Here is a 22,492-nt window from a genome sequence, read left to right on the forward strand (position 1 = left end):
CCCTGTTCCCTACTTTAAAAATGAACGCAACAGGAAAAAACTAGCAATAGATTTAGCATCTACAGGTTCTCCTGTCAAAATGGCTTTTTCCAATTCTTCAGGAGTTAGTAATACTGTTTCTATGTCTTCATCTTCATCTTGTTCTGGTGGTGTTTCCAGCTTTTCTAAATCTCTAGCAATAAAAGCATAGATAATTTCATCGGAATAACCAGGAGCAAGAAAAAATTCTCCTAACTTATCCCACTGACGAGCATGATAACCAGTTTCTTCTTCAATTTCCCGTTTAACTGTTTCTAAAGGATCTTCATTGGGTTCTACAGTTCCCGCTGGAAATTCTAACAGTCTTCCCTGGACTGCAAACCGATATTGACGCACAAGTACAAGCTTACCTTCTGCGGTTATGGGTATAGCCAAAGCACCGCCGGGATGACGAATACATTCCCATTCCCCTTCAGATTTGTTGGGTAAACGCAAACGATTAACTTCAAAGTTAAATTTGCGTCCTTTATAAAATAAGTGTTGCTTCAGCAACTGTGGTAATTCTCTACCTAATGGCATAGTAAAATTCTACCGTCTGTGAATACAGAGAACGTATACGGGGGTTTTTTGTGGTTATCAGTTCTTTTTGGGTGGCAAAAATGGTAATTTTTTCACCCGCTACAATAAATGTACATCATTCGTGTCTATCTCTAGCAGTAAATCTCGAATTACTCTTTGAGATATAGGATCTATCCAATCTGGAGCAATTTCTACTAAAGGAACTAAAACAAAAGCTCGTTCAGTCATGCGGGGATGGGGAATTTGCAGGTTTGGCTGATGTAAAATTAAGTCATCATATAATAACAAATCTAAATCTAGGGTGCGTGGCCCCCAATGCTCCTGACGCTCACGCCCAAACTTTTGTTCAATTGTTAGTAGTTGTTGTAATAAAGTCTGTGGTGACATTTGCACAAGTAAGATCGCGCAACCATTTAAGTAATCAGGCTGAGTTGGTCCTATGGCTTTAGTTCGATACCAACTCGATTTGGCTTCTATAGTTATGCCGGATGTTTGAGCTAAAGCTTCTAAAGCTCCTGCTAAAATGCCTTGGGAATTGCCAATGTTACTACCGAGAGCGATCGCAGTTCTAGCCGCATTGTTTAGCATTCTATCGGACTCCTAGTTAATTGTTGAACTGAAGGGAGCAGGGAGACACAGGGAGGAAAATTCATGATGATTCTGTGATTTTCGGAGTTCTCTTATGCAAAAATTGCATGATTTAATTGTCATAAATGATATTAATATCAATAATATAGCTTTGTAGAAAACATATATTACCACTGAATTAAGTTAATGATTTATGAGGTATTATATGGGTTATTATATTAACGCAGAAATGTTGCGTTCAAACCAAACAGGAGAAACTGCCATTGCCATTAGGTAATCATCAACAAAATGACGAGTCCACAAATGAAAACTTACTACCGAGAATGCAGGTGAAGGCAAAGCAGTTAATCACCCAGATGACAACTCTATCATCGGGAATCTTGGGCAAAATTGCCAGCAGCGATAAACCCTTTTATCGTCGTTTTTGGTTTTGGGCTGGGTTAGGTGTTGGTAGTGGGATCATTGCTTTCCATTACACAATCTTAGAAATAGATAAAAATTTACCAGATCAGTCTGCACTCAGAGCATTGGTACGAGAGCAAACTCTGACAATTAAAGCTGGTGATGGTAGTGTTCTACAACAGCAGGGAGAAGCTACCAGAGAAGTGCTGAAAATAGAGCAAATACCAGATACTTTAAAAAAAGCTTTTATTGCTTCAGAAGACAGAAGATTTAATCAACACAATGGATTTGATCCCCAAGGAATTGCCAGAGCAGTTATCAATAATTTGCGATCGCAAAATATAGGAGAAGGTGGTAGTACCATCACCCAACAAGTAGCGCGAATTCTCTTCCTTAAACCAGAAAAAACCTTTTGGCGTAAACTCAAAGAAGTCCGGTTATCCCAAAAAATAGAGCGACAATTGACTAAAGATCAGATTCTCGAACGTTATTTAAATCTCGTTTATTTAGGCTCTGGAGCTTACGGTGTCGGAGATGCGGCTTGGGTATACTTTAGTAAATCCGTAGATCAACTGACTTTATCAGAAATGGCCACCCTGGCTGGTTTAGCTCCTGCACCTAACGTCTATGGACCCGATAAAAACCCCAAAATAGCTACAGAACGACGAAATTTGGTGTTACAGCGGATGCTAGAAGATGGCATAATTACACCGGAACAAAAACAAGCAGCTATACAAGAAGCATTAACAGTTAACAGCAGTTTACCCAAACGGTTACAAGTTAATTTTCCCTACTTTACTAGCTATGTTCAGAAAGAACTGCCCAAGTACCTGGGCGCTGATGTCTTAGCTAGTGGTGGTTTAGTAGTAGAAACAACCTTAAACCCCATTTCCCAACAAGCAGCAGAAGCCGCAGTTGCTAAAATATTAAAAAATGAAGGTCAGTGGCAAAACTTTAAACAAGCGGCCATGGTTGCCATAGATCCTCGGAGTGGGGAAATTCAGGCCATGGTAGGTGGTAAAGACTTTAGCAAAAACCAGTTTAATCGTGTAACTCAAGCCCAACGACAACCAGGATCTACTTTTAAGGGTTTCGTCTATGCTACAGCGATCGCTACTGGTAAAAGTCCCTACGATAGTTATTTAGATGAACCTTTATCAATAGATGGTTATGAGCCAAAAAATTCCCATAACAAATTCTCTGGTTGGTTAAATATCAGAGACGCTCTCACCAAGTCTATCAATACAATTGCGGTAAAACTCTTAATAGAAATAGGTTTTGAACCCACCATTAAACTTGCCCATGACATGGGCATTAAGTCAGAACTCAAACCTAACTATTCCTTGGCTCTTGGTTCTAATGAAGTCAACTTATTAGAATTAACCAACGCCTATGGTACATTTACCAACCAAGGAAATTATATAGAAGCTCATGGCATTCGGCGCATTCTCAACCGCGAAGGAGATGTCATTTGGTCAGCCAAATATGAATCTAAGCAAGTTTTAGATCCTGATACTAGCGCCATCATGACTTGGATGTTAAGAAATGTTGTCACCGATGGCACTGGTGCTGCGGCTCAATTAGATGATAGACAAGTTGCCGGCAAAACAGGCACTACCGATGAATCCCGTGATTTATGGTTTATTGGTTATATTCCTCAGTTAGTGGCTGGGGTGTGGTTAGGGAATGATGATAACACCCCTACCTATGGTAATAGTGGTAGTGCAGCTTATGCTTGGCATGAGTTTATGGAAAAAGCCGTAGAGGGAATGCCGGTAGAAAAATTTCCACCCCGACCTAATTTAGAAAATCGCAAAGGTACTATCAAAGCCCAACCTCTCAAACCGAAAAAAATTCTCCATAAATCGGTTGATGATTATAATCAAAAATCAGATGAGGACAATACCGACAATTCTGATTCATCAACCAGACGCAGACGCAGAAGAACCAATAATCAGTCGGAAGATTCGGCAAATTCATCAGAACGTAGACCAAGACGGAAACGACGCTATAGTCAACAAAATAATGATCCACTGGCTTCCTCGAGCAGAAGACGAAGCAATCGCAGGAAAGAATCTAATAGCGACTCTACTCCTAAATCATCTCGTTCACGACGCAGGAGCAGCAAAGAATCAGGTCAGGTAAAGTCATCTTCCCCTGTAGAGAATAATTCTCAAGGATCTTCATCATCACAACCTTCCTGGAGGGAAAGACTCAAGCCCAATTCTTCACCGTAAAGATTTTTCCTAGGGTAGATGTAGGGGATTCGCTGAGTTTATACTTTATGAAGAACTGTAACCTACATTAGCCGAATATAATCATGAGTTATTTATTGCTCCAAGTCCCAGTGCTAGACACTGGAAATCACTTTCCCTTAGCGTTTACTTTGGTGTATGTGGTGGGTTTTATCGCTGCTGTCACCATCGGTTCAATTGCTTGGTACAACTCCAAACGTCCCCCCGGTTGGGAAAATAAAGATCGTCCCAACATTATCCCCAAGGTTGAAAAAGAGTAGGTAATAGGCAATAGGCAATAGGCAAGAAATATTCTCCCCTGCCTCCTGCCTCCCTAATTCTGTAGGTCAACCCAAAAACGGTAAAGCGTTTGAATTTGTTTGAGCAGTGTAGTGTAGGCTACTGGATTAGTTGCACTAGACTTGCTCAACTCTTCCAATTGGGAGAGGAGTACATTGAGGGTGGGGAATTACGCAAAACTGTTAAATCTTACAATCAGTATTGGTATTCACTCGAAATCCTGAGTTTTTCTTAAGCGCACCATGAAAAAACCATCCATATCCTGTTGATGAGGCCAGACTTTTAACCAACCAGGAGCAGTATCATTAAATAAATCAAAAGAGTGAGGTTCAATTTGCCAATGGGGATTTGCGGCTAAAAACTCCGTAATTACCTGTTCATTCTCCGCTGGATGCAGCGTACAAGTTGCGTAAACTAAAACACCACCAGCCTTGACAAAACCTGCATTATGTGATAGGAGTTCTTTTTGGAGTTGGGAAAGTTTTTGCACAGAATCTGGTGTTTGTCGCCAACGCGCATCAGCGTGACGGTGCATAGTCCCCAAACCGGAGCAAGGAGCATCAACTAATACACGGTCAGCAGAATCGTAGAATTGCGGTAAGTTGCGACTATCTCCTGCACAAATTTCGATAGATTGTAAATTTAGACGGTGGGCATTTTCTTTTAATTTGCGTAACCGGGAAGCAGTTTGATCACAAGCCCAAATTTTGCCTTTATCTCCCATTAATTCGGCAATATGGGTAGTTTTTCCCCCTGGTGCCGCACAAACATCAATCACTACATTCCCCGGCAGAGGGTCAAGCAAATGACCAACTAATTGAGCGCTACTATCTTGGACAGTCCACCAACCTTCATTAAAACCAGGTAGATTTTGAATTGCCCCGTTATGACCAATTAATCGTAAAGCTTGGGGTAAATGGGGAATGGGTTTGACTAAAACACCAGCAGATTCAAAAGCTGATTGTACCTCTTCTAAAGAACTGCGAAGAATATTTACCCGTAAATCAATTGTCGGGGTTTGATTCATCCAATTAGCGAGTTTTTCTGTTTCTTCAAAACCCAATTCTTTTAACCAAACTTCAATAATCCAATTAGGGAAACTGTGGAAAATACCTAATCTTTCGACCGGATTTTCCGGTAAATTTAGCGGTTCTGAAGATTTTTCTGCAAGTCGGAGATATTGACGTAATAAACCATTGACAAAACCAGTTAAACCAGGAAAACCATTTTCCTTTGCTAATTCAACAGTAGTATTTACAGCCGCAGAAGCGGGAATTCTTTCTTGATAACGCAGTTGGTAAAAACCCAAATGTAAAATGGTGCGGAGGTCTTTTGGCTGTTGCTGAATTTTCTTAGTAGCAAGTTGCTCAATGATAGCATCAAGGGTGCGTTGTCTTCTCACACTCCCATAAACTAATTCTGTCATTAACCGCCGATTATTGTCGGGTAACTTAAACTTTTGTAGCACTCTATCTAAAGCAACATCAGCATAAGCTCCTTTATGAACTTCTTTGAGAGCAATAAAAGCCACTTGACGGGGATTGGTCATGAAATTAACTTAAATTAAGTAAGTTGCAGGTTAGCTAAAAGGTTACAGGAATACAAGATATTTTTATCACAATTACCAAACAAGATTGGAAGTATAAAAACGATAGTAAAACTTTATATGGAAATTGGTTGTAAGTTGAAGAAAATATACCCAGATAGAGATAGTTTAGCACTTTCTTTAACATACCTCTAATGTCTGATGTTGGATTGAGTGACAGCAAAATCATTTTGATTTTGGTCATATTGCTTACAGATAAAAAATAGTAATCATCTAAAATCATTGAGTTCACTATTAATCAAAAAATTAGAATATTTGATCACCAAATATTAATTACATATTTAATTTATCGAATCTTTATTATTCCTAGATATCATTCCCTACTGTTTTCTCTATTATTTAATGGAAAGTCTTATAGATGTTTTAGTTTTATGCTCAGAATTACTTCATGGAATCTTCATCTTTTTTGACTGTAAATGACCAAGGAATTGCCCTCGCTGAAGTAGTTAAATATCTACAAATATCGGGTAAACTGGGGAATTTTATTGGTGATGTCTTGCGTCAGCACGTAATTGTACAAGAAATTAATACCAGAACAGATATCGAAATTAGTTCGGCATTAATTGAACAGACAATTATTGATTTTCGCTTAAAAAATCAACTAACTGATCCACAAAAATTTCAAGAATGGCTAATAAGTAATAGTACAGATTATACAACTTTTCATACATCTATTACCTTTAGCTTTCAATTAGAGAAACTCAAAGCATTAGTCACAGAATCAAAATTACCAGAATACTTTATTGAAAGGAAGATTTACTTAGATAGAGTCATCCTTTCACGGATTCTAGTTGATAGTCGGGAATTAGCCGAAGAACTACAAACTCAAATTGAAGAAGGAAGTAGTTTTGAACAACTAGCAAAAGAGTATTCATTAGCAGATGAACGAGTATTCAATGGCATGATGGGACCAATTAGTCGGGGAACTATCCCAGATGTATTACGTGCGGCTGTAGACGCAACCACCCCAGGAAAATTGATCAATCCCATAGACATAGAAGGACGTTTTGCCTTATTTAGATTAGAACAAATTCTCCCAGCATCTTTAGAAGATCCTCAATTACAACAATCACTAAAAAATGAGCTATTTGAGAAATGGCTAGGGGATAAAATTCAGGATCTTACAGTCAGAATTCAAGTAGATTAAAACATTTCAATAATCAATTTTAACTAATAAATGTGTTAAACAATTTACCCTGGAATGAACCGCCGCTATCCTGGCTAAATGCTGAAGAAAAAAGCGAATTAAAACAGCAAGCGGAAATTCGTAATTACAAACTTGGCGAAAAAATTTGGTCACAAAAATTAGGTGGTGATGCCTTTGACGAGGGAAGTTATCAGTTCTTCATTGTCACTGGTAAAGTCCGGTTACGAGAAGAAGAAGAAAATAAAACTGTAGCTACTTTACAAACAGGAGATTGGTTTGGTAACTGTCAACAAATATTTGCTGATTGTAAAGCTATCGCTACCAGCAAGGAAGTAGTAGTAGTGTGTTGGAATTCGGCTGTATGGAAAAAGTTTGTCAATTCTCAAATTGATGAATTTTGGACAAATTCACTAGAGGTAGAGGAAACAGAAGCCATTTTACCAGTTGCTAATTCTCCCATTTCTCTACCTCCTTCCCCACCTTCTCCACCGATAATTTCCAATTATCCCTTTGTGGGAAGTGGGAATACAGGTGCAGCTTGTTTAACAATGGTGGCACAACATTTACAAAATCCTGTGCAATTGGAATGGGTACAACGCCAACTGCGGGGACAAAAACCCAAAAATCTGGTAGAAGCTGCGGAAAAAGTAGGGTTAGTGTTGCGGAAATTGCAGGTTAGTTGGAGTGATTTACGCCAATTAACTTTTCCCGCTTTGTTGTTGTGGAATCAAAGTAATCAGGAAGGTAAAAATAACCAATTAAATTGGGTAGTAGCATATCAAATGAAAGGCAATTATTTAATTATTGCTAATCCCCAAAATCCTGATTATAGTTGTGAACAATTACCGCAATCTGTAGTAGAAAATTGTTGGAATGGGACATTATGGCAAGCTGAATTAATTTCCCAACAAGAGAAATTTAATTTAGCTTGGTTTACTCCCGCAGTTTGGAAATATCGGGGTTTGTTAGGTGAGGTTTTAATAGCTTCATTTACCTTGCAATTATTGGGATTAGCGTCACCATTAATTACTCAAGTCATCATTGATAAAGTGATGGTACAGGAGAGTTTAGCCACCTTAGATGTGATGGCGATCGCTCTCTTGCTAGTGGCGACATTTGAATCTATTCTGGGTATGCTGCGGCTATTCATATTTACCCACACAGCCCGGCGTTTAGATTTGAGTTTATCCGCCCAACTTTTTCGCCATTTAATGCGTTTACCTTTAGCTTATTTTGAGTCGCGGAGAGTGGGCGATACAGTCGCTAGAGTCCAGGAATTAGAACAAATTCGCCAATTTCTCACAGGTACAGCCTTAACCGTCATTCTTGACAGTATCTTTGCTGTAGTTTACCTGGGATTGATGTTTTATTACAACATTCCCCTGACATTTGTAGCCTTAGCCGTATTACCATTATTTGCGACTTTAACCATCGTCACGACACCAATTTTGCGAAATTGGCTAAATGAAACCTTTAACCGCAGTGCGGACAGTCAATCATTTTTAGTCGAGACAATCACCGGCATTCATTCAGTTAAAGCCCATGCAGCCGAACCAATAGCAAGAGAACGCTGGGAAGGTTTATTTGCCCGGTTTATTCGTACCAGTTTTAAAGCCTCAACTACATCCAATATTAGTAGTAATATTGGTGACTTTCTGACTAACTTTTCCACCTTAATCATCCTGTGGGTTGGGGCAAAATTAGTAATTGATCATCAACTAACAATTGGTCAATTAATCGCCTTCCAAATGTTATCAGGAAGAGTGACCAGCCCACTATTACGGCTAGTGCAGTTATGGCAAAATCTCCAACAAGTTCTATTATCAGTAGATAGAATTGGTGATATTCTCAACGCTGCCCCAGAAACAGAAGCAGGAACAGGATTAGTATTACCACCCCTCAAAGGTGAAGTCAACTTTGATCAAGTTTTCTTTCGCTATAATGCCAACACCGAACCAGTATTAAAAGGAATTTCTTTTAATGTTGAACCCGGACAATTTGTAGGCATTGTTGGCAGAAGTGGTTCAGGAAAAAGTACCCTTTCCAAAATTATTCAACGACTTTATCAAATTGAATCAGGACGGATTCTAATTGATGGATTTGATATCAAAAGTGCTGACTTAGCATCCTTACGACAACAAATAGGTGTAGTTCTCCAAGAAGACTTTTTATTTAATGGTTCAATCTTAGAAAACATCACATTAGGAAATCCAGATATTACCTCCGAACAAGTTGTCGAAGCAGCCAGATTAGCAGTAGCCCATGACTTCATTAGTCAACTACCTTACGGTTATGAAAACAACGTAGGAGAAAGAGGAACAGCATTATCTGGAGGACAAAGACAACGCATAGCATTAGCCAGATTATTTCTAACGTCTGCACCAATTCTCATATTAGATGAAGCCACCAGCGCCTTAGATAGTGAAACCGAACAACAAGTATTACAAAACCTCAAAAATGTTTCCTCTAACCGCACAGTATTCTTAATTGCCCACCGTTTTGCCCCCCTCAAACGAGCCGATTTAATATTAGTCATGGAAAAAGGAGTAATAGCCGAACGAGGAACACATTTAGAACTCTTAAAACAAAAAGGTTTGTACTGGTCACTTTATCAAAGACAACAAGCGAATATTTAAAGGAAACTCTTGATTATTCTTTGCGTCTTTGCGCCTTTGCGTGAGAAAAAGAATTTAATCTAACACATTCAAACCCAAAGCCACAGCCCCCCACAAAGGTGCATCATCACCCAACAATGCCCGCACAATCTCAAAATTCACCTCTGGGAGTGCGGTTTCCCTAGCTACTTTCCGCACCACAGTCCAGAAATTATCCCCAGCTTTGGTGACACCACCACCCAAAACAAACCGTTGGGGATTCATCAAATTGGCTACATTACCAATACCGACTCCCAACGCCCAAGCACCCCGATATAATACCTCTTGTGCTATTTCATCTCCGTTGGCTGCGGCGGTACTAATGACTTTGCCTGTAAGTAAGTTGAGATCATTACCTGTCAAATACCTAAGTACGTCTCCCCTGACTTTGCCGTTAGCACTGGGTGGTTCTTTCTCCAGCATTTCCCGGGCATTTTGCGCCATGTAGGGACCCGAAGCTAAACGTTCTACACATCCCCGTTTTCCACATAAGCATAAGGGACCTCTAGGATCTACTACCATGTGTCCAATTTCTCCCGCCATGCCTAATGCACCCCGCCAAAGCTTGCCGTCAAGTATCCACCCTCCACCGACACCAGTGCTAATTGTAATATAAAATAGGCTATCATATCCTTGTCCAGCCCCAAAGCGATGTTCACCAACAGCAGCAACGTTAGCATCATTATCTATACTGACAGGTGTATAATAATCTTCTTCGAGTATTTGTTTGAGGGGAACATTTTCCCAGCCAGGAACGTGATGAGATAAGCGGACTAAGCCTGTGGTTGCATCTACTGGACCACCGAAGCTGACACCAATGGCATCCGGTTTCCTTCCTTTTAGCACGGAATCAATGAGCGATCGCATAATTTCTAAATCAGTCAAAGCATCACCATTTGCGGGTGAAAACCGTGATTCATGGTACAACCACTCCTTCGCACCACCCTTTACTGTTGCTGCTGCCAATTTTGTGCCACCAAAATCCAGAGCTAAAATTAATGTCATATAATTAAAAATAGGGAATTGACAAAACAACCATTCACCATTATTACTTAATCACAATTTTGTTGTAGTTCACGATGAAACCATCTTTACTGTCTGCATAAAAATATTTCTGTATTAATTATTCTTGTAACTTATGTATAATCTTATTTATTACATTTGTAAATCCAATGATACTTATGATCGGTTTTTGTTAGATTATGAATATTATTAATTTTTATGAAGGATAAATTAATGTAAAGATATATTTTTGTAGAATTTATTTAAGAAAATAGTTGCTTTAGCAATTGAGTTGGGTTAGAGTCAAAATACGTGATTAGATCAAAAGAAAGTTTGTAGCCTTTATATTTTTTTCACAATCAATTGAGAATATTTCGCAATATGGATAAATTTAGCTATAATTTAAAAGCTAGTGAATGTATGTCATTAAGTATACAGACAAAGGATCGGATTTTCTATTTAGATCATTTAGGGAAAAGTTTAAATCTCAGAATTCAGCGATTAAGACTAAGGATGAAGAATACTAATCGAAAAAGCGATAAATTAGCTCCAGATATTCTCGAAAATCTCCCTGTTAAATGTAAAAAAAATGATATTTTGAATTCTTAACATTTTGGGAAAGAGCATTTATTTAACCGGAAAGACTGGGAAAAATCAGAATTTGATAAAGTGTCTACCTAGATTTTTGTTAACAATTGTTCATAAAATATATATTTGAGTAAGTGTCAATGAATAATTTTTTTTGTGCTGATCATTCACGAGAAATACAAGAAGATGTTATTGGTAGTGCTACCAACCACCAAACCTATATATTAGTAGAATGTCCTACCCCTTGGGTTTCTGAAGCCTTTAATTCTAAATGGGTTCCAGATAATTTACGGATTTTGGTTGCAGATGTCAAACGTGCTAAATTATCAATTCATTTTCTATTAATTGCTAATGATGAAACACACAGGGAAGAACAAACAACTTTATTAATTTATCAGCAAGAAAAGGGATCAAGTAACGGATACCGAAAACAAGAATTTAAATTACCAAATATTGAACAAGTAGCAGGAGTAGTCAGGAAATGGTTAACTGGAGTCAGTGTTGATGATGAAATAGCATCCAATACCACAAGAGATATATTAGTTTGTACCCATGGTAGCCATGATCAATGTTGTGCAAAATATGGCAATCCTTTTTACTTTCATGCTCAAAATACCATCTTTGATTTACAGTTAAATCATCTCAGAATTTGGAGATCAAGTCACTTTGGTGGACATAGATTTGCACCCACAGCCATAGATTTTCCCCAAGGCAGATATTACGGAGTTCTGGATCAAGATACCTTTAAATCAATTCTTACCCAAACTGGAAATATAGAATGTTTAAATAAAGTTTATCGCGGTTGGGGAATTTTACCAAATCCCTTGCAAATTTTGGAAAGAGAACTCATGCTGCGTTTAGGTTGGGATTGGTTTAACTATAAAGTCACAGGGAAAATTCTGGAGAAAAGCCTAGATAATCAGACAATTTTAGGTGAGTTAAGTTTTGAACAACCTTCTGGAACTCTCTATACTTACCAGGCCAAACTTGTAAAAGATGATATAAAAACACAAACCCTCAAAGGTTCTTGTGATGCTTCAAGAGAGGTAGTATATGTGAAATATGCTGTATCTAATCTTTGGCTTGTAGCTAAAAAAGTAGCAACTTATAGCTAATATATATTAAGAGTCAGTCGTCAGTGGTCAGTAGGGGCGAAGCATTTGGAAGATAAATTATCGGTCATTGCCAAAAATAGTTCTCCAAATGCTTCGCCCGTACAGTTGTCAGTTGTCAGTAGGGGCGAAGCATTTGGAAGATAAATTATCGGTCATTGCCAAAAATAGTTCTCCAAATGCTTCGCCCGTACAGTTGTCAGTTGTCAGTAGGGGCGAAGCATTTGGAAGATAAATTATCGGTCATTGCCAAAAATAGTTCTCCAAATGCTTCGCCCGTACAGTTGTCAGTTGTCAAAAAGAAGAAAGAAGAAAGAAGAAGTTTTAATTGTGTCACCGCAACTTCTCAATACCCAGTGCAAGATATAAGATAAATTCTATGGAGTAGAAAAATCAAAAAATGTCTAACAACCGTTCTGGAATCTTTATTGGTGGTTTGATGTTAGGAGCAGCTATTGGCACTTTAGCAGGTTTATTAGTTGCTCCCCGCACAGGACGGGAAACCCGTAAACTTGTCAAAAAATCTGCCAATGCTATCCCCGAATTAGCAGAAGATATCACGACCAGCGTGCAAATTCAGGCAGATCGTCTTTCTAATAGCACCCTGCAAAACTGGGATGAAACTGTAGACAGACTGCGGGATGCGATCGCAGTTGGCATAGACGCTACCCAGCGCGAAAGCCAAAACTTAAACAAAAAAAATACTGTTGATGTCAGCAGCATCACAAACGATACTGATCCTTTGACCGAAAAACTAGAACGTTCATAAGTGGCATAACCGTGATTGATCCTTTGTTTTGGCTGGGACTATCCATCCTCCTAGTTGCTGCCAGTCTAACAGCCGTTTTGGTGGCAGCCATACCCGCTTTGCAGGAAGTAGCCCATGCTGCTCGCAGTGCCGAAAAATTCTTTGATACCCTTTCACGGGAGTTGCCACCCACTCTCAACGCTATCCGCAACACCACCTTAGAAATAACCGAATTAACCGATGATGTTAGTGAAGGTGTTAAAAGTGCCGGTCAAGTTGTCAAACAATTTGATCAAAGTCTAGATACCGCCAAAAAACAAGCAGAAAATCTACAAATTAGCACCCGTAGTGTCTTCGTCGGCTTTAAAGCAGCTTGGACAAGCTTCGCTCGCAAAAAAAAACCAGGAGAAATGCGAAAACGCTGATCATTGAGAACGGGATTAAACACTGCCAAAACTGATCAACAGCGAGTAGTCACCAATTCCTAATTTCTCCATCAGATTTTGCTGAGATATCTAATATTAGAGTAAGGTAAAGAAGTGTAAAGAAGTATCACTTTTACATTAATCTTTGAAAAGCACTTTTTACATTCTCCCCTAGATAATAGTATAAGAACGTTCATGCACCTGTGTTTTTGGCGACGAATTTTAGTATCAATTGCCGTATTTGGCTTTATTGGCTCAATTTGGGCAATTAATTCTCCATCTGCCCTAGCTTATGAAAATCCCGATTTGCTACCCAGCTTTGTCACCCCAGTAGTAGATTTAGCAAAAACTCTCCCTGACCCCCAAGAAGAAAAGCTAGTTAAAGAATTAGAGCAGTTTGAAACTGATACTGGTTGGAAATTGCGCGTTTTAACCCAATACGACCGCACCCCAGGGAGAGCAGTAATCAAATATTGGGGTTTAGATGATAAAAGCATCCTCCTAGTAGCAGATGCTCGTGGTGGTAACATCCTCAGCTTTAGTGTTGGTGATGCCGTTTATGAATTCTTACCCCGCACCTTCTGGATTGAACTACAAACCCGCTTTGGTAACTTATACTTTGTCCGTGAAGAAGGAGAAGATCAAGCCATTCTCCAGGCTCTAAATTCAGTGAAAGGTTGCTTACTCAAAGGCGGTTGTAACGTCGTTCCTGGACTCCCTAGAGAACAATGGATACTCACCCTTGTTACCTCTGCTGTTGGGGGGATTATTTGTGGTTTTGCTGCCCAACCGCGCGGTGACAAAAAGATACTTGGTTGGCAATGGGCGTTAATTTTCTCACCTTTATGGGGGATGTTATTTATTGCCTTCGGTATTGCTCCAGTTATTACCCGGACAAGCGATTGGTTGCCTCTCGTCCGCAATATTTCCGCTTTTGCCATTGGTGCTTTAGTAGCTTATTTATCCCCCGTGTTTAGTCGGACTTCCTCTAACGCTGAATCCTGAAAAGTTATAGGATACTGACTGGTAAATGGCAACTAGAAATAAATTCTGCCCAATTACTAATTGCCAATTACCAATCAACAAAGACTACGCACGGAAACTGATAAGCTAAAAAATAATACATTAAATAACAATGGAATGGCACGTAACTGACGCTCAAAGTTTGGCAATTATTGATACTGAAATTGGTGATCATATTTTTTCACCAGCAGAGTATGAAATCGTCCGCCGCGTAGTTTATGCTACAGCAGATTTAGAGTATAAATCCTTAATCCGGTTTTCAGAACAAGCATTACAAGCTGGAGCAGCCGCCCTAGTAGCACGTACTACCATTGTCGTAGATGCACCAATGGTACAAGCAGCCATAGCCCATGATATTCAAAATACATTTGCTAATCCAGTGTATTGCAGTATGGAAGCACTAACACGACCCCAAAAAGAAAAAACCCTTGCTGCTTGGGGGATTGAAACCCTAGCTAGGCGTTATCCAGAGGGAATATTTGTAGTTGGTCAAGCACAAACAGCATTAACTGCACTGGTTGAATTAATTGCAGCCGAAGAAATTAGACCCGCTTTAGTCATTGCTACCCCCGTAGGTTTTGCCAATTTAGAACCAGTAAAAGCACGATTACAAGAATCTCTAGTTCCTTACATCACTATTGAAGGTCGCAAGGGTAACGCTGTCGTAGCTGCTGCCATTGTTGACGGCTTAGTAGACTTGGCTTGGCAAGCCTATGGACAGGATAGAACTGGAGGGGGTTGAAGAGGTAGGGGAGGTAGGGGAGGTTGGGGAGGTTGGGGAGGTTGGGGAGGTTGGGGAGGTTGGGGAAGTAGGGAGAAGATTTTTACCAATCACCAATCACCAATTACCAATCACCAATCACCAATTACCAATCACCAATGACCAATCACCAATGACCAATCACCAATCACCAATGACCAATCACCAATCACCAATCACCAATCACCAATTACCAATCACCAATTACCAATCACCAATCACCAATCACCAATCACCAATGACCAATCACCAATCACCAATTACCAATCACCAATCACCAATTACCAATCACCAATGACCAATCACCAATGACCAATCACCAATCACCAATGACCAATCACCAATCACCAATCACCAATCACCAATTACCAATCACCAATTACCAATCACCAATCACCAATCACCAATCACCAATGACCAATCACCAATCACCAATCACCTACTTCCCTGTCTTCGGTGAACGGCGGCGGGGTTTTCTTTCCTGGTTTGCACGCAAGCGGACACTAACTTCATTAAAAAAGTCTTTGCGGACATAAGGATAATCGCTTACCCATAGATCACGACTAGGAATATATATATCGCTGAATTCTTCAATTGTGCTTAAATCAGAACTATTTGACATAACCACCATTTCAGCTATTTGACCACGAGAAATGACTTTGTGGGCGTTGCGTAATGGGGCTTCAAACTCCACACTAAATCCTGTGTCGTCGCCTATTTCTAAGTTAATCCGCTTTTCACGGTTTTCGATGATGACTAACTCACCTTTGCCGTTAACGGTTTCCTGTTTGCCCATTAACTTATCTGTAATCCACCAGTCTAGCACTCGTCCCCGGAAAAAGCCACTGTATTTATAACGGCGGCATTTTCCATTGCGGATACTTGCTTGAAATACGGGATACCAAAGCCAAAAGAAAGCACCAAATACTCCAAAAAAGAAAATTAACCCAAATTCCAATCTAAACAAGAATTGTGCAAGCAATAGCACAGCTAAGGTAACTACAGAAATTAGTATCCGCTGCACAAAATTGCTTAACTTTCCCCAATAGTATTTATATTGTGGTCCAGAGGCAACCAGGGGAATGATTTGTTCAAATTTTTGGCGAGTTAGGGGAACGAGCATATTTTTGGCTTTTGGCTTGGAGATGGAAAAATCGCAATTTTCAAGGTAAGGATTCAGAATAGAGAATATGGAAGTCAAGATAATAATGGCTTTTGGAGTCAACTTTGATGAGGTTGAGAAAATTTCACTTCTCTCTATATTTATTATTATTCTGACTCCTGACTCCTGACTCCTGACTCCTTGCTTTTAAAGTATTTTTTCTAATCCATATACTAATGACTTTAGCTGATTAACTTTGCGGATGGCTAATATTACGCCTGGCATATAACAGGCGCGATCGCTGGTATCATGACGTAAGGTGTAAATTTGCCCTGCTGCACCGAAAATCACTTCTTGGTGGGCAATGAGTCCCGGTAAGCGGATACTATGAATTCTAATCCCTTCATCTGCTAAACTGCCTCTAGCTCCGGCTATTTTCTCCGTTTCTTCCACAATAGCAGTGTTAAAGGTTTTACCCATTTCACCTAATAGTTGAGCGGTTTGAATGGCTGTACCGCTAGGAGCATCCGCTTTTTGGTTATGATGGAGTTCGATAATTTCTACATGATCAAAATACTGAGAAGCTCTCACAGCGGCTTCTTGGAGTAGTACCATACCAATGGAAAAGTTAGGAATAATCAAACAACCGGTACTGGCTTTTTCCGCAAAATCAGCTAATTCTTCGAGTTGTGCGGGACTTAAACCTGTAGTTCCTACAACCGGACGAATTCCATAGGCGATCGCACTGCGAATATTATTATAAACTGCATCAGGATGGGTAAAATCAACTAATACCCCCGGTTGCATCTGTCTTTCCCCAGCCACATACCCCAACATTGGCTCTAATTGATTGGTAATTGGTACTTCCAAGGGTTCACTTAAACCCGCTAATTCCCCCGCGTCTTTACCTTGATGTTCGGGAGTTGTGTCAATTGCACCCATTAAAATCAAATCAGACGCTTGGGCTACTGCTTTAATTACTTCACGTCCCATTTTACCAGCAGCACCGTTAACGATAACGGGAATAGAACCTTGATTGCTCATAGATTTAACAATTATTTTTAATTGAACAGAGAAATTGTCTCACAAATGCAAGTTTTATAAAATTGATTTGTTTTCGACTACGCAACCATCAATAGTAATTGATCTTGTCAAAAAAGTTAAGTAACAATATAATTATATTATTATAGATATGATTAAAATTATAGAAGCATTGCATTTCTTATCATAGGAACACTTGTATTATTTTATTTATGTCAACTTATAAATTTCTCCCCTATTAATTAGAACTTTTCCCGTCAATAAATCCTTCACAGTTGCTAATAAAATCCGTCGAGAATCTACCTCAAATAACACCGATATTCTATCCATTCCTGCTTCACCTAGTGGGTTAAGTTTTGCCACACAAACCTGTTGATTTTGATTATCTAGGGAACGGTAACTTTCTTGATGTTGGAGAGTGCTAGAAGTCATTCTTCCCGAAGCATCAAACGCAATTTCTGTTTGTGACATATCACCTAATTCACCAATATCTAAACGAATCTCTTTTTGTCCATTATTTGCAACTTGCAGATTTAACCATTCCTGACGTTGACAAGGATATTTTTCACCTTTGGTAAATAAGCGATGATAAATATAACTTTTGCTATAATTTTCCCATAAACGAATCGCGTAACTATGACGGAGAAAATCATCTATTTCAGTAATCTGCGTTATTGCTAATGCACCATGACACACAGCATCAAAGGGTTTATCTAATTTTACTTTATTTTTACCAAAATAGGAAATAATTAATTGTTGAACTGCGGGAATTAAACAACTCCCTCCTACTAACAAAACCTGTTCAATATCATTCTTAGAAATACCCTTTCGCAAAGCAGAAGCTAAAACTTCATCTAACGTATCTCGTAACTGTTGTAAAAACTGTCTATATTCTAAAATCTCCTCTAATTTTTCACGATTGATTTTTAATTCATAAGACATAAAAGATTCATCATCAAACCAACTTTCAGCTACAGATTGATTTTTTGATAATTGAATTTTTAACCTTTCCGCAATTTCTAATAAATTTTGATAACCAATTTTCCCAACTTGTTCTGGTGTTAGATTTTGAGAACGTAAATAATCATCAACTATCCAAACATCAATATCTTCACCACCTACATAAGCTTCCGACTTAGCTAAAACCTCAGCGCGTAAACTGTTATTTTCATGAGAATTATTCACAGTTTTAACCAAACTCAAATCGAGAGTTCCCCCACCAAAATCTACTACTAAAATTAACTTACCAGGGCGTTTTACAGCATATCCTAAAGCTGCTGCTGTAGATTCATCTATAACTGATACTTGAGAAACATTTAATTTTGTCCCCAAATCTCGAAACCAATCTAAATAACGTTCAAAAGCACCAACAGGAACAGTAAAAATTAAATGACTAGGTTGGATATTTTGCCTTTTTATTTCTGTCCAAATAGTTTGGATAAACAACTCAGAAACAGAAATAGCATTATAATTTATCCCATCAATTTGGATTGCTGGTGGTTGATAATCTCCAGCTAAATCGCGTTTAAACTTTTTAAATAATCTTTCAGGAGGATAACTTTGAGAAAGTCCTAATCTTTGACTTCTCACACCTTCACCTAATATGATATTATTACCTGATTTAATAAACATTAAACTAGGAATAACGGGATATTCTAATCTTTCACCTTGAGGATTGACACCCAAAAACAAACGGGATAAATTAGGAAAACGTAAACTTTTAGGTAATTGAGTATCAGCTTCTAAAATACTAATTACAGTATTACTTGTACCAAAATCAATTGCGATAGTTGTCATAATTTGAGGAGTCAGGAGTCAGAAATACCGCCTGGGAATGAATTCCCAGTCTCATAGCTAAAGTCATCTAAAGATGACTAAATAGCTCGAAAATTTTTAGTAAACTTTAGTTTACTTTAACTATTAGCCCAGAAATTCATTTCTGGGCGGGTAAGGAAGCTAACAGATTTATATTTAATTATTATCAAATCCTGCTGGAAGAGTACGACTAATTTTAGCAGGATAAAGAACTTTATCACCATTTTGATAACCAATAAAACGAATATATACTAATTCCCCTTCTTGAATATCATCACTATCAGCTTGATGTAATTGGGGATTATAATTAACCTGTTTCCAAGTTTCACCAATAGCAGTATAACCCCAATTGGTAATTAAATTATCTAAAGATGTAAATAGGAAAGTTAGGTTTTTAGCAGGTAATTCAGGTTTAGCTAAAGCCATTTTTTTAACTGTGGGATAATTGCTGACTAAAGTTTGTAATTGGGTGAAAGTTTCCTGTTGAAAATCAGTTTGTAATTGTTGAGATTGTTGTTTTAATTCCTCCCTGAGTCGTTGACATTGAATTTCTAAATCTTTGATTTTCTGTTCTGTGTCTGGAGAAGTTACAGGTTGATTATTAATAGATGTATTTTGATTATTTGCTGGGAATAAAAACCGCAGAATGATATAAACAATGATTACGAGAATTACAGCAAAAGCAACTTGATTAATTTGTTCTAGCATATTATTTGTTTATGTAGCTGGTTTGATTCTCGTTCCCAGTCTCCAGACTGGGAATGCAATTCTCGTTTCTCGTTCCCAGTCTCCAGACTGGGAATGCAATCCTAGAGGTTCTACCTCTATTTTATCAGAAGAGGCAGAGCCTCTATACTGCATTCCTTGTCAGAGACAAGGAACGAGTATTTATGGTTTACTGCTGTTGTAAGGATTGATTTTCGGAAGTGGTAATTAACTCATCATCTTGATAATATTCCGGTAACAATTCCTGAGATTCTATTTCTCCCAAGGACTTTTCTAACCCTTTTGTTGTTTCCACACAACTAGAACCGATTGCATTTAAAACCCGTTCCACAATTTTACCATCTTTACCAATGCGATATTCAACTTTTTGATATTCAGCCATAATGATTTTTCCTTTTGTCCTCAGATCCCCGACTTCTTACCTTATTTAATCATTTATTGATAAAATCTTAAAAAGAAGTCGGGGATCTTATTTAAACCCATCTACCAACTAAAACCCGCACCGTACCATCCTCTAAAACTTCCTCTTCTTCCACACTAAAACCCTCAGTTTGTATGGTTTCCATCAAAGTTTTATGGGCGTACTTTTGACTAATATTATTAATAAACTCCTGCTGATTAATTTTCGCACCCCAAAAATCAGCCACTAACTCATAACCTTCTCCATTTTGACGAAAACCCAAATCATAACCATTAGCTTGCTTAATCACATATTCAGCATTAATTGTATCACCCATATAACCCCGAACCTGAGTATTTTGTTCAACTTGATAACCTAACTCTTGCAAAACGTCAAGCAAAACTTCACCCTGTTTAATTTGCACCTTAATAGTTGTAAAATGAGACATAAAAAATCAACTCCTATAAAAAAATCTCTCCAAAACCTCTTCCCTCTGCGTCCTCTGCGCCTCTGCGGTTCGTTTTCTTTTATTATTTAATCCACCTCCAAAGGACCGAAACCTTGCTGCTGAGAATAAACCTTCAACTCCTCAATTAACAGCGTATCAATAGAAGCCGTTCTTGCGCCAGCTTCCGCCGCCCAGCGTTTTAAACTAGTAATTTGTTCCTTAGCAATAGCAGCCAAAGGAACAGTTTCCGACACCGCAGCTAAAATATCTTCAGTGTGAAAATCCCGCCTATTACCATCAATTAAACTACCAAAAGCGCGGTGCATACCATCAATAATTACCTGTTGAATTTCCGCACCGCTAAAATTTTCGGTATTTTTGGCGAGTCTTTGTAAATCAAAATCTCGCAGTCGGGAAGGACGGATTTTTTGCAAGTGGACCTTAAAAATATCATGGCGTTCTTTTTCCGTAGGTAAATTTAAAAAGAATATTTCATCAAATCGCCCTTTTCTTAATAACTCCGCTGGTAATATTTGCACATTATTAGCAGTAGCCACCATAAACACCGGACTGGTTTTTTCTTGCATCCAGGTAATGAGTGTACCAAATACCCGGCGCGATGTGCCAGAGTCACCATCTGTACCACTATTAATATTACCAAATGCCTTATCTATTTCATCCATCCATAATACACAGGGTGATATTGCTTCTGCTAATTGTATCATTTGGCGAATGCGATTTTCACTTTCTCCCACTATTCCCCCAAATAATCTCCCCACGTCTAAACGTAACAATGGTAAACGCCATTCATGGGCGATAGTTTTGGCTGATAATGATTTTCCTGTTCCTTGGATTCCTACTAATAAAACGCCTTTGGGGTTGGGTATGCCATAACGTCGTGCTTCTTCGGTAAAAGCATCTTGACGCATTCGCACCCACTGTTTGAGATTTTCTAAGCCACCGACGTTTTTTAATGATTCATTGGCGGTGTAAAATTCTAAGATTCCGGTTTGGCGAACTGCTTGTTTTTTCTCTTCTAAAACTCTATCAATATCTGTTTCGTTGACTTGTCCTTTTGCTGCTAAAGCTGCGGCTAAAACTCTTCTAATTCTGGCGCGACTTAATCCTTGACAGGCTTTGATTAATTGTTCTTTTCCTAGTCCATTTAAATTCAGTTTTTCGGGGACTATTAATTGCTGAATTAAATAATCTATTTCTTGGATGTTGGGTAAGGGAAAATCAATAACTGTAATTTCTTCTTGTAGTTCTGGGGGAATGGTTAATGTATGACTGGTGAGGATGAGGGTTTGGCGTGTGCGTTTGAGTTGACGGGTGAGGTTTTTGATAGCCCGAATTACGGGAGCATTTTTTTCTGTTTCCGGGTTTTTGAGGATAAAATGTATGTCTCGCAATACAAATATTGTGGTTGTATTTTCTGGGGTTTTGGTAATTCTTGATAATGCACCCATGACTGAACCTTTATCAGTTCCGTTGTCATCCCAACCGGTGACGATATCCCATAATAATAGTTGTCGTGGTGTCTGGGATATTTGGGTGAGTTGTTGGAGGACTTGTTCTATTGGTTCTTCTTCGACTCCGACTATATATAGTAGGGGATAGCGGGCGCGAAGCATGAGGTCTATTTGTTGGAGTAGTTGTTGATGGGGGTTATTCATTATGTATAAATAAGGGAGTTAGTTGTTAGTTTATTGGGGTTTTTATTTCGCGCAAAGTCGCCAAGGAGCAAAGACGCAAAGAAGAAAATTTTTTGTCTGATAGCGTAGCGTGGCGTAAGCCATATCAGGATGCCCAG

The 22,492-nt window shown here is 38.7% G+C and carries 22 protein-coding genes and 1 pseudogene; 12 read left to right on the forward strand and 11 right to left on the reverse strand.

Annotation, left to right across the window (positions count from 1 at the left end; translation table 11 throughout):
• Window positions 1–9: 9 nt before the first annotated feature.
• Window positions 10–558 (reverse strand): NUDIX hydrolase, encoded by a 549-nt coding sequence (locus tag ANA_RS05365; protein WP_015079036.1) that lies wholly within the window; start codon window positions 556–558, stop codon window positions 10–12.
• A 99-nt stretch (window positions 559–657) separates the two neighbouring features.
• Window positions 658–1,146, reverse strand: coding sequence for a 2-amino-4-hydroxy-6-hydroxymethyldihydropteridine diphosphokinase (gene folK, locus ANA_RS05370; protein WP_015079037.1), 489 nt, complete (start codon window positions 1,144–1,146; stop codon window positions 658–660).
• Window positions 1,147–1,409: 263 nt separating this feature from the next.
• On the opposite strand from folK, the gene ANA_RS05375 reads away from it, so the two are divergent.
• On the forward strand, window positions 1,410–3,785 hold the full coding sequence (locus ANA_RS05375; RefSeq protein ID WP_015079038.1) for a transglycosylase domain-containing protein: 2,376 nt from the start codon (window positions 1,410–1,412) through the stop codon (window positions 3,783–3,785).
• 83 nt (window positions 3,786–3,868) lie between these two features.
• A complete protein-coding gene (gene psb35, locus ANA_RS05380; protein WP_015079039.1) occupies window positions 3,869–4,063 on the forward strand; it encodes a photosystem II assembly protein Psb35 in 195 nt (64 codons plus the stop codon).
• Between the two features lie 227 nt (window positions 4,064–4,290).
• Here psb35 and ANA_RS05385 read toward each other — a convergent pair whose 3' ends face one another.
• Window positions 4,291–5,631 (reverse strand): 16S rRNA (cytosine(967)-C(5))-methyltransferase, encoded by a 1,341-nt coding sequence (locus tag ANA_RS05385; RefSeq protein ID WP_015079040.1) that lies wholly within the window; start codon window positions 5,629–5,631, stop codon window positions 4,291–4,293.
• 445 nt (window positions 5,632–6,076) lie between these two features.
• Between ANA_RS05385 and ANA_RS05390 the strand changes: the two genes are divergently transcribed.
• Together ANA_RS05390 and ANA_RS05395 are read left to right on the forward strand one after the other, a co-directional pair.
• On the forward strand, window positions 6,077–6,835 hold the full coding sequence (locus ANA_RS05390) for a peptidylprolyl isomerase (protein ID WP_015079041.1): 759 nt from the start codon (window positions 6,077–6,079) through the stop codon (window positions 6,833–6,835).
• A gap of 32 nt (window positions 6,836–6,867) precedes the next feature.
• Window positions 6,868–9,471, forward strand: a complete 2,604-nt coding sequence (locus tag ANA_RS05395; RefSeq protein ID WP_015079042.1) for a type I secretion system permease/ATPase — start codon at window positions 6,868–6,870, stop codon at window positions 9,469–9,471.
• Between the two features lie 54 nt (window positions 9,472–9,525).
• Here the strand turns inward: ANA_RS05395 and ANA_RS05400 are convergent, their stop codons facing one another.
• Entirely contained in the window at window positions 9,526–10,494 is a 969-nt protein-coding gene (locus ANA_RS05400) for an ROK family protein (protein WP_041457733.1), read from the reverse strand.
• A 725-nt stretch (window positions 10,495–11,219) separates the two neighbouring features.
• Between ANA_RS05400 and ANA_RS05410 the strand changes: the two genes are divergently transcribed.
• From ANA_RS05410 to ANA_RS26440, 8 genes and pseudogenes are all read left to right on the forward strand, one after another.
• Window positions 11,220–12,194, forward strand: a complete 975-nt coding sequence (locus ANA_RS05410) for a sucrase ferredoxin (RefSeq protein WP_015079044.1) — start codon at window positions 11,220–11,222, stop codon at window positions 12,192–12,194.
• Between the two features lie 88 nt (window positions 12,195–12,282).
• Window positions 12,283–12,426 (forward strand): hypothetical protein, encoded by a 144-nt coding sequence (locus tag ANA_RS27390; RefSeq protein WP_168694533.1) that lies wholly within the window; start codon window positions 12,283–12,285, stop codon window positions 12,424–12,426.
• Window positions 12,371–12,565, forward strand: coding sequence for a hypothetical protein (locus tag ANA_RS24160; RefSeq protein ID WP_015079045.1), 195 nt, complete (start codon window positions 12,371–12,373; stop codon window positions 12,563–12,565). The genes ANA_RS27390 and ANA_RS24160 overlap by 56 nt, the downstream gene beginning before the upstream one ends.
• A 26-nt stretch (window positions 12,566–12,591) precedes the next feature.
• Complete coding sequence (locus ANA_RS05415) at window positions 12,592–12,960, forward strand: YtxH domain-containing protein (RefSeq protein WP_015079046.1); 369 nt, start codon at window positions 12,592–12,594, stop codon at window positions 12,958–12,960.
• An 11-nt stretch (window positions 12,961–12,971) separates the two neighbouring features.
• Window positions 12,972–13,337, forward strand: a pseudogene (locus ANA_RS05420) (hypothetical protein); the annotation flags it as partial.
• Between the two features lie 222 nt (window positions 13,338–13,559).
• Window positions 13,560–14,369, forward strand: coding sequence for a TPM domain-containing protein (locus tag ANA_RS05425; protein ID WP_015079048.1), 810 nt, complete (start codon window positions 13,560–13,562; stop codon window positions 14,367–14,369).
• A 130-nt stretch (window positions 14,370–14,499) separates the two neighbouring features.
• Window positions 14,500–15,129 (forward strand): precorrin-8X methylmutase, encoded by a 630-nt coding sequence (locus ANA_RS05430; protein WP_015079049.1) that lies wholly within the window; start codon window positions 14,500–14,502, stop codon window positions 15,127–15,129.
• Entirely contained in the window at window positions 15,101–15,445 is a 345-nt protein-coding gene (locus ANA_RS26440; RefSeq protein WP_015079050.1) for a hypothetical protein, read from the forward strand. The genes ANA_RS05430 and ANA_RS26440 overlap by 29 nt, the downstream gene beginning before the upstream one ends.
• A 141-nt stretch (window positions 15,446–15,586) precedes the next feature.
• Here the strand turns inward: ANA_RS26440 and ANA_RS05440 are convergent, their stop codons facing one another.
• The 7 genes from ANA_RS05440 to ANA_RS05470 all read right to left on the reverse strand — a co-directional run bounded on the left by ANA_RS05440 (window position 15,587) and on the right by ANA_RS05470 (window position 22,355).
• On the reverse strand, window positions 15,587–16,270 hold the full coding sequence (locus ANA_RS05440) for a hypothetical protein (protein ID WP_015079051.1): 684 nt from the start codon (window positions 16,268–16,270) through the stop codon (window positions 15,587–15,589).
• Between the two features lie 186 nt (window positions 16,271–16,456).
• Window positions 16,457–17,293 (reverse strand): 4-hydroxy-tetrahydrodipicolinate reductase, encoded by an 837-nt coding sequence (gene dapB, locus ANA_RS05445; RefSeq protein ID WP_015079052.1) that lies wholly within the window; start codon window positions 17,291–17,293, stop codon window positions 16,457–16,459.
• Between the two features lie 207 nt (window positions 17,294–17,500).
• Window positions 17,501–19,087: an Hsp70 family protein gene (locus ANA_RS05450; protein WP_015079053.1), complete on the reverse strand. Its 1,587-nt coding sequence runs from the start codon at window positions 19,085–19,087 to the stop codon at window positions 17,501–17,503.
• Window positions 19,088–19,261: 174 nt separating this feature from the next.
• A complete protein-coding gene (locus ANA_RS05455; protein WP_015079054.1) occupies window positions 19,262–19,813 on the reverse strand; it encodes a nucleotide exchange factor GrpE in 552 nt (183 codons plus the stop codon).
• A 187-nt stretch (window positions 19,814–20,000) separates the two neighbouring features.
• Window positions 20,001–20,213, reverse strand: a complete 213-nt coding sequence (locus ANA_RS05460; RefSeq protein WP_015079055.1) for a DUF2997 domain-containing protein — start codon at window positions 20,211–20,213, stop codon at window positions 20,001–20,003.
• A gap of 91 nt (window positions 20,214–20,304) precedes the next feature.
• Entirely contained in the window at window positions 20,305–20,679 is a 375-nt protein-coding gene (locus tag ANA_RS05465) for a DUF1257 domain-containing protein (protein ID WP_015079056.1), read from the reverse strand.
• Window positions 20,680–20,765: 86 nt separating this feature from the next.
• Complete coding sequence (locus ANA_RS05470) at window positions 20,766–22,355, reverse strand: AAA family ATPase (protein ID WP_015079057.1); 1,590 nt, start codon at window positions 22,353–22,355, stop codon at window positions 20,766–20,768.
• Window positions 22,356–22,492: the final 137 nt, after the last annotated feature.

Source organism: Anabaena sp. 90, assembly GCF_000312705.1.
GTDB lineage: Bacteria > Cyanobacteriota > Cyanobacteriia > Cyanobacteriales > Nostocaceae > Dolichospermum > Dolichospermum lemmermannii.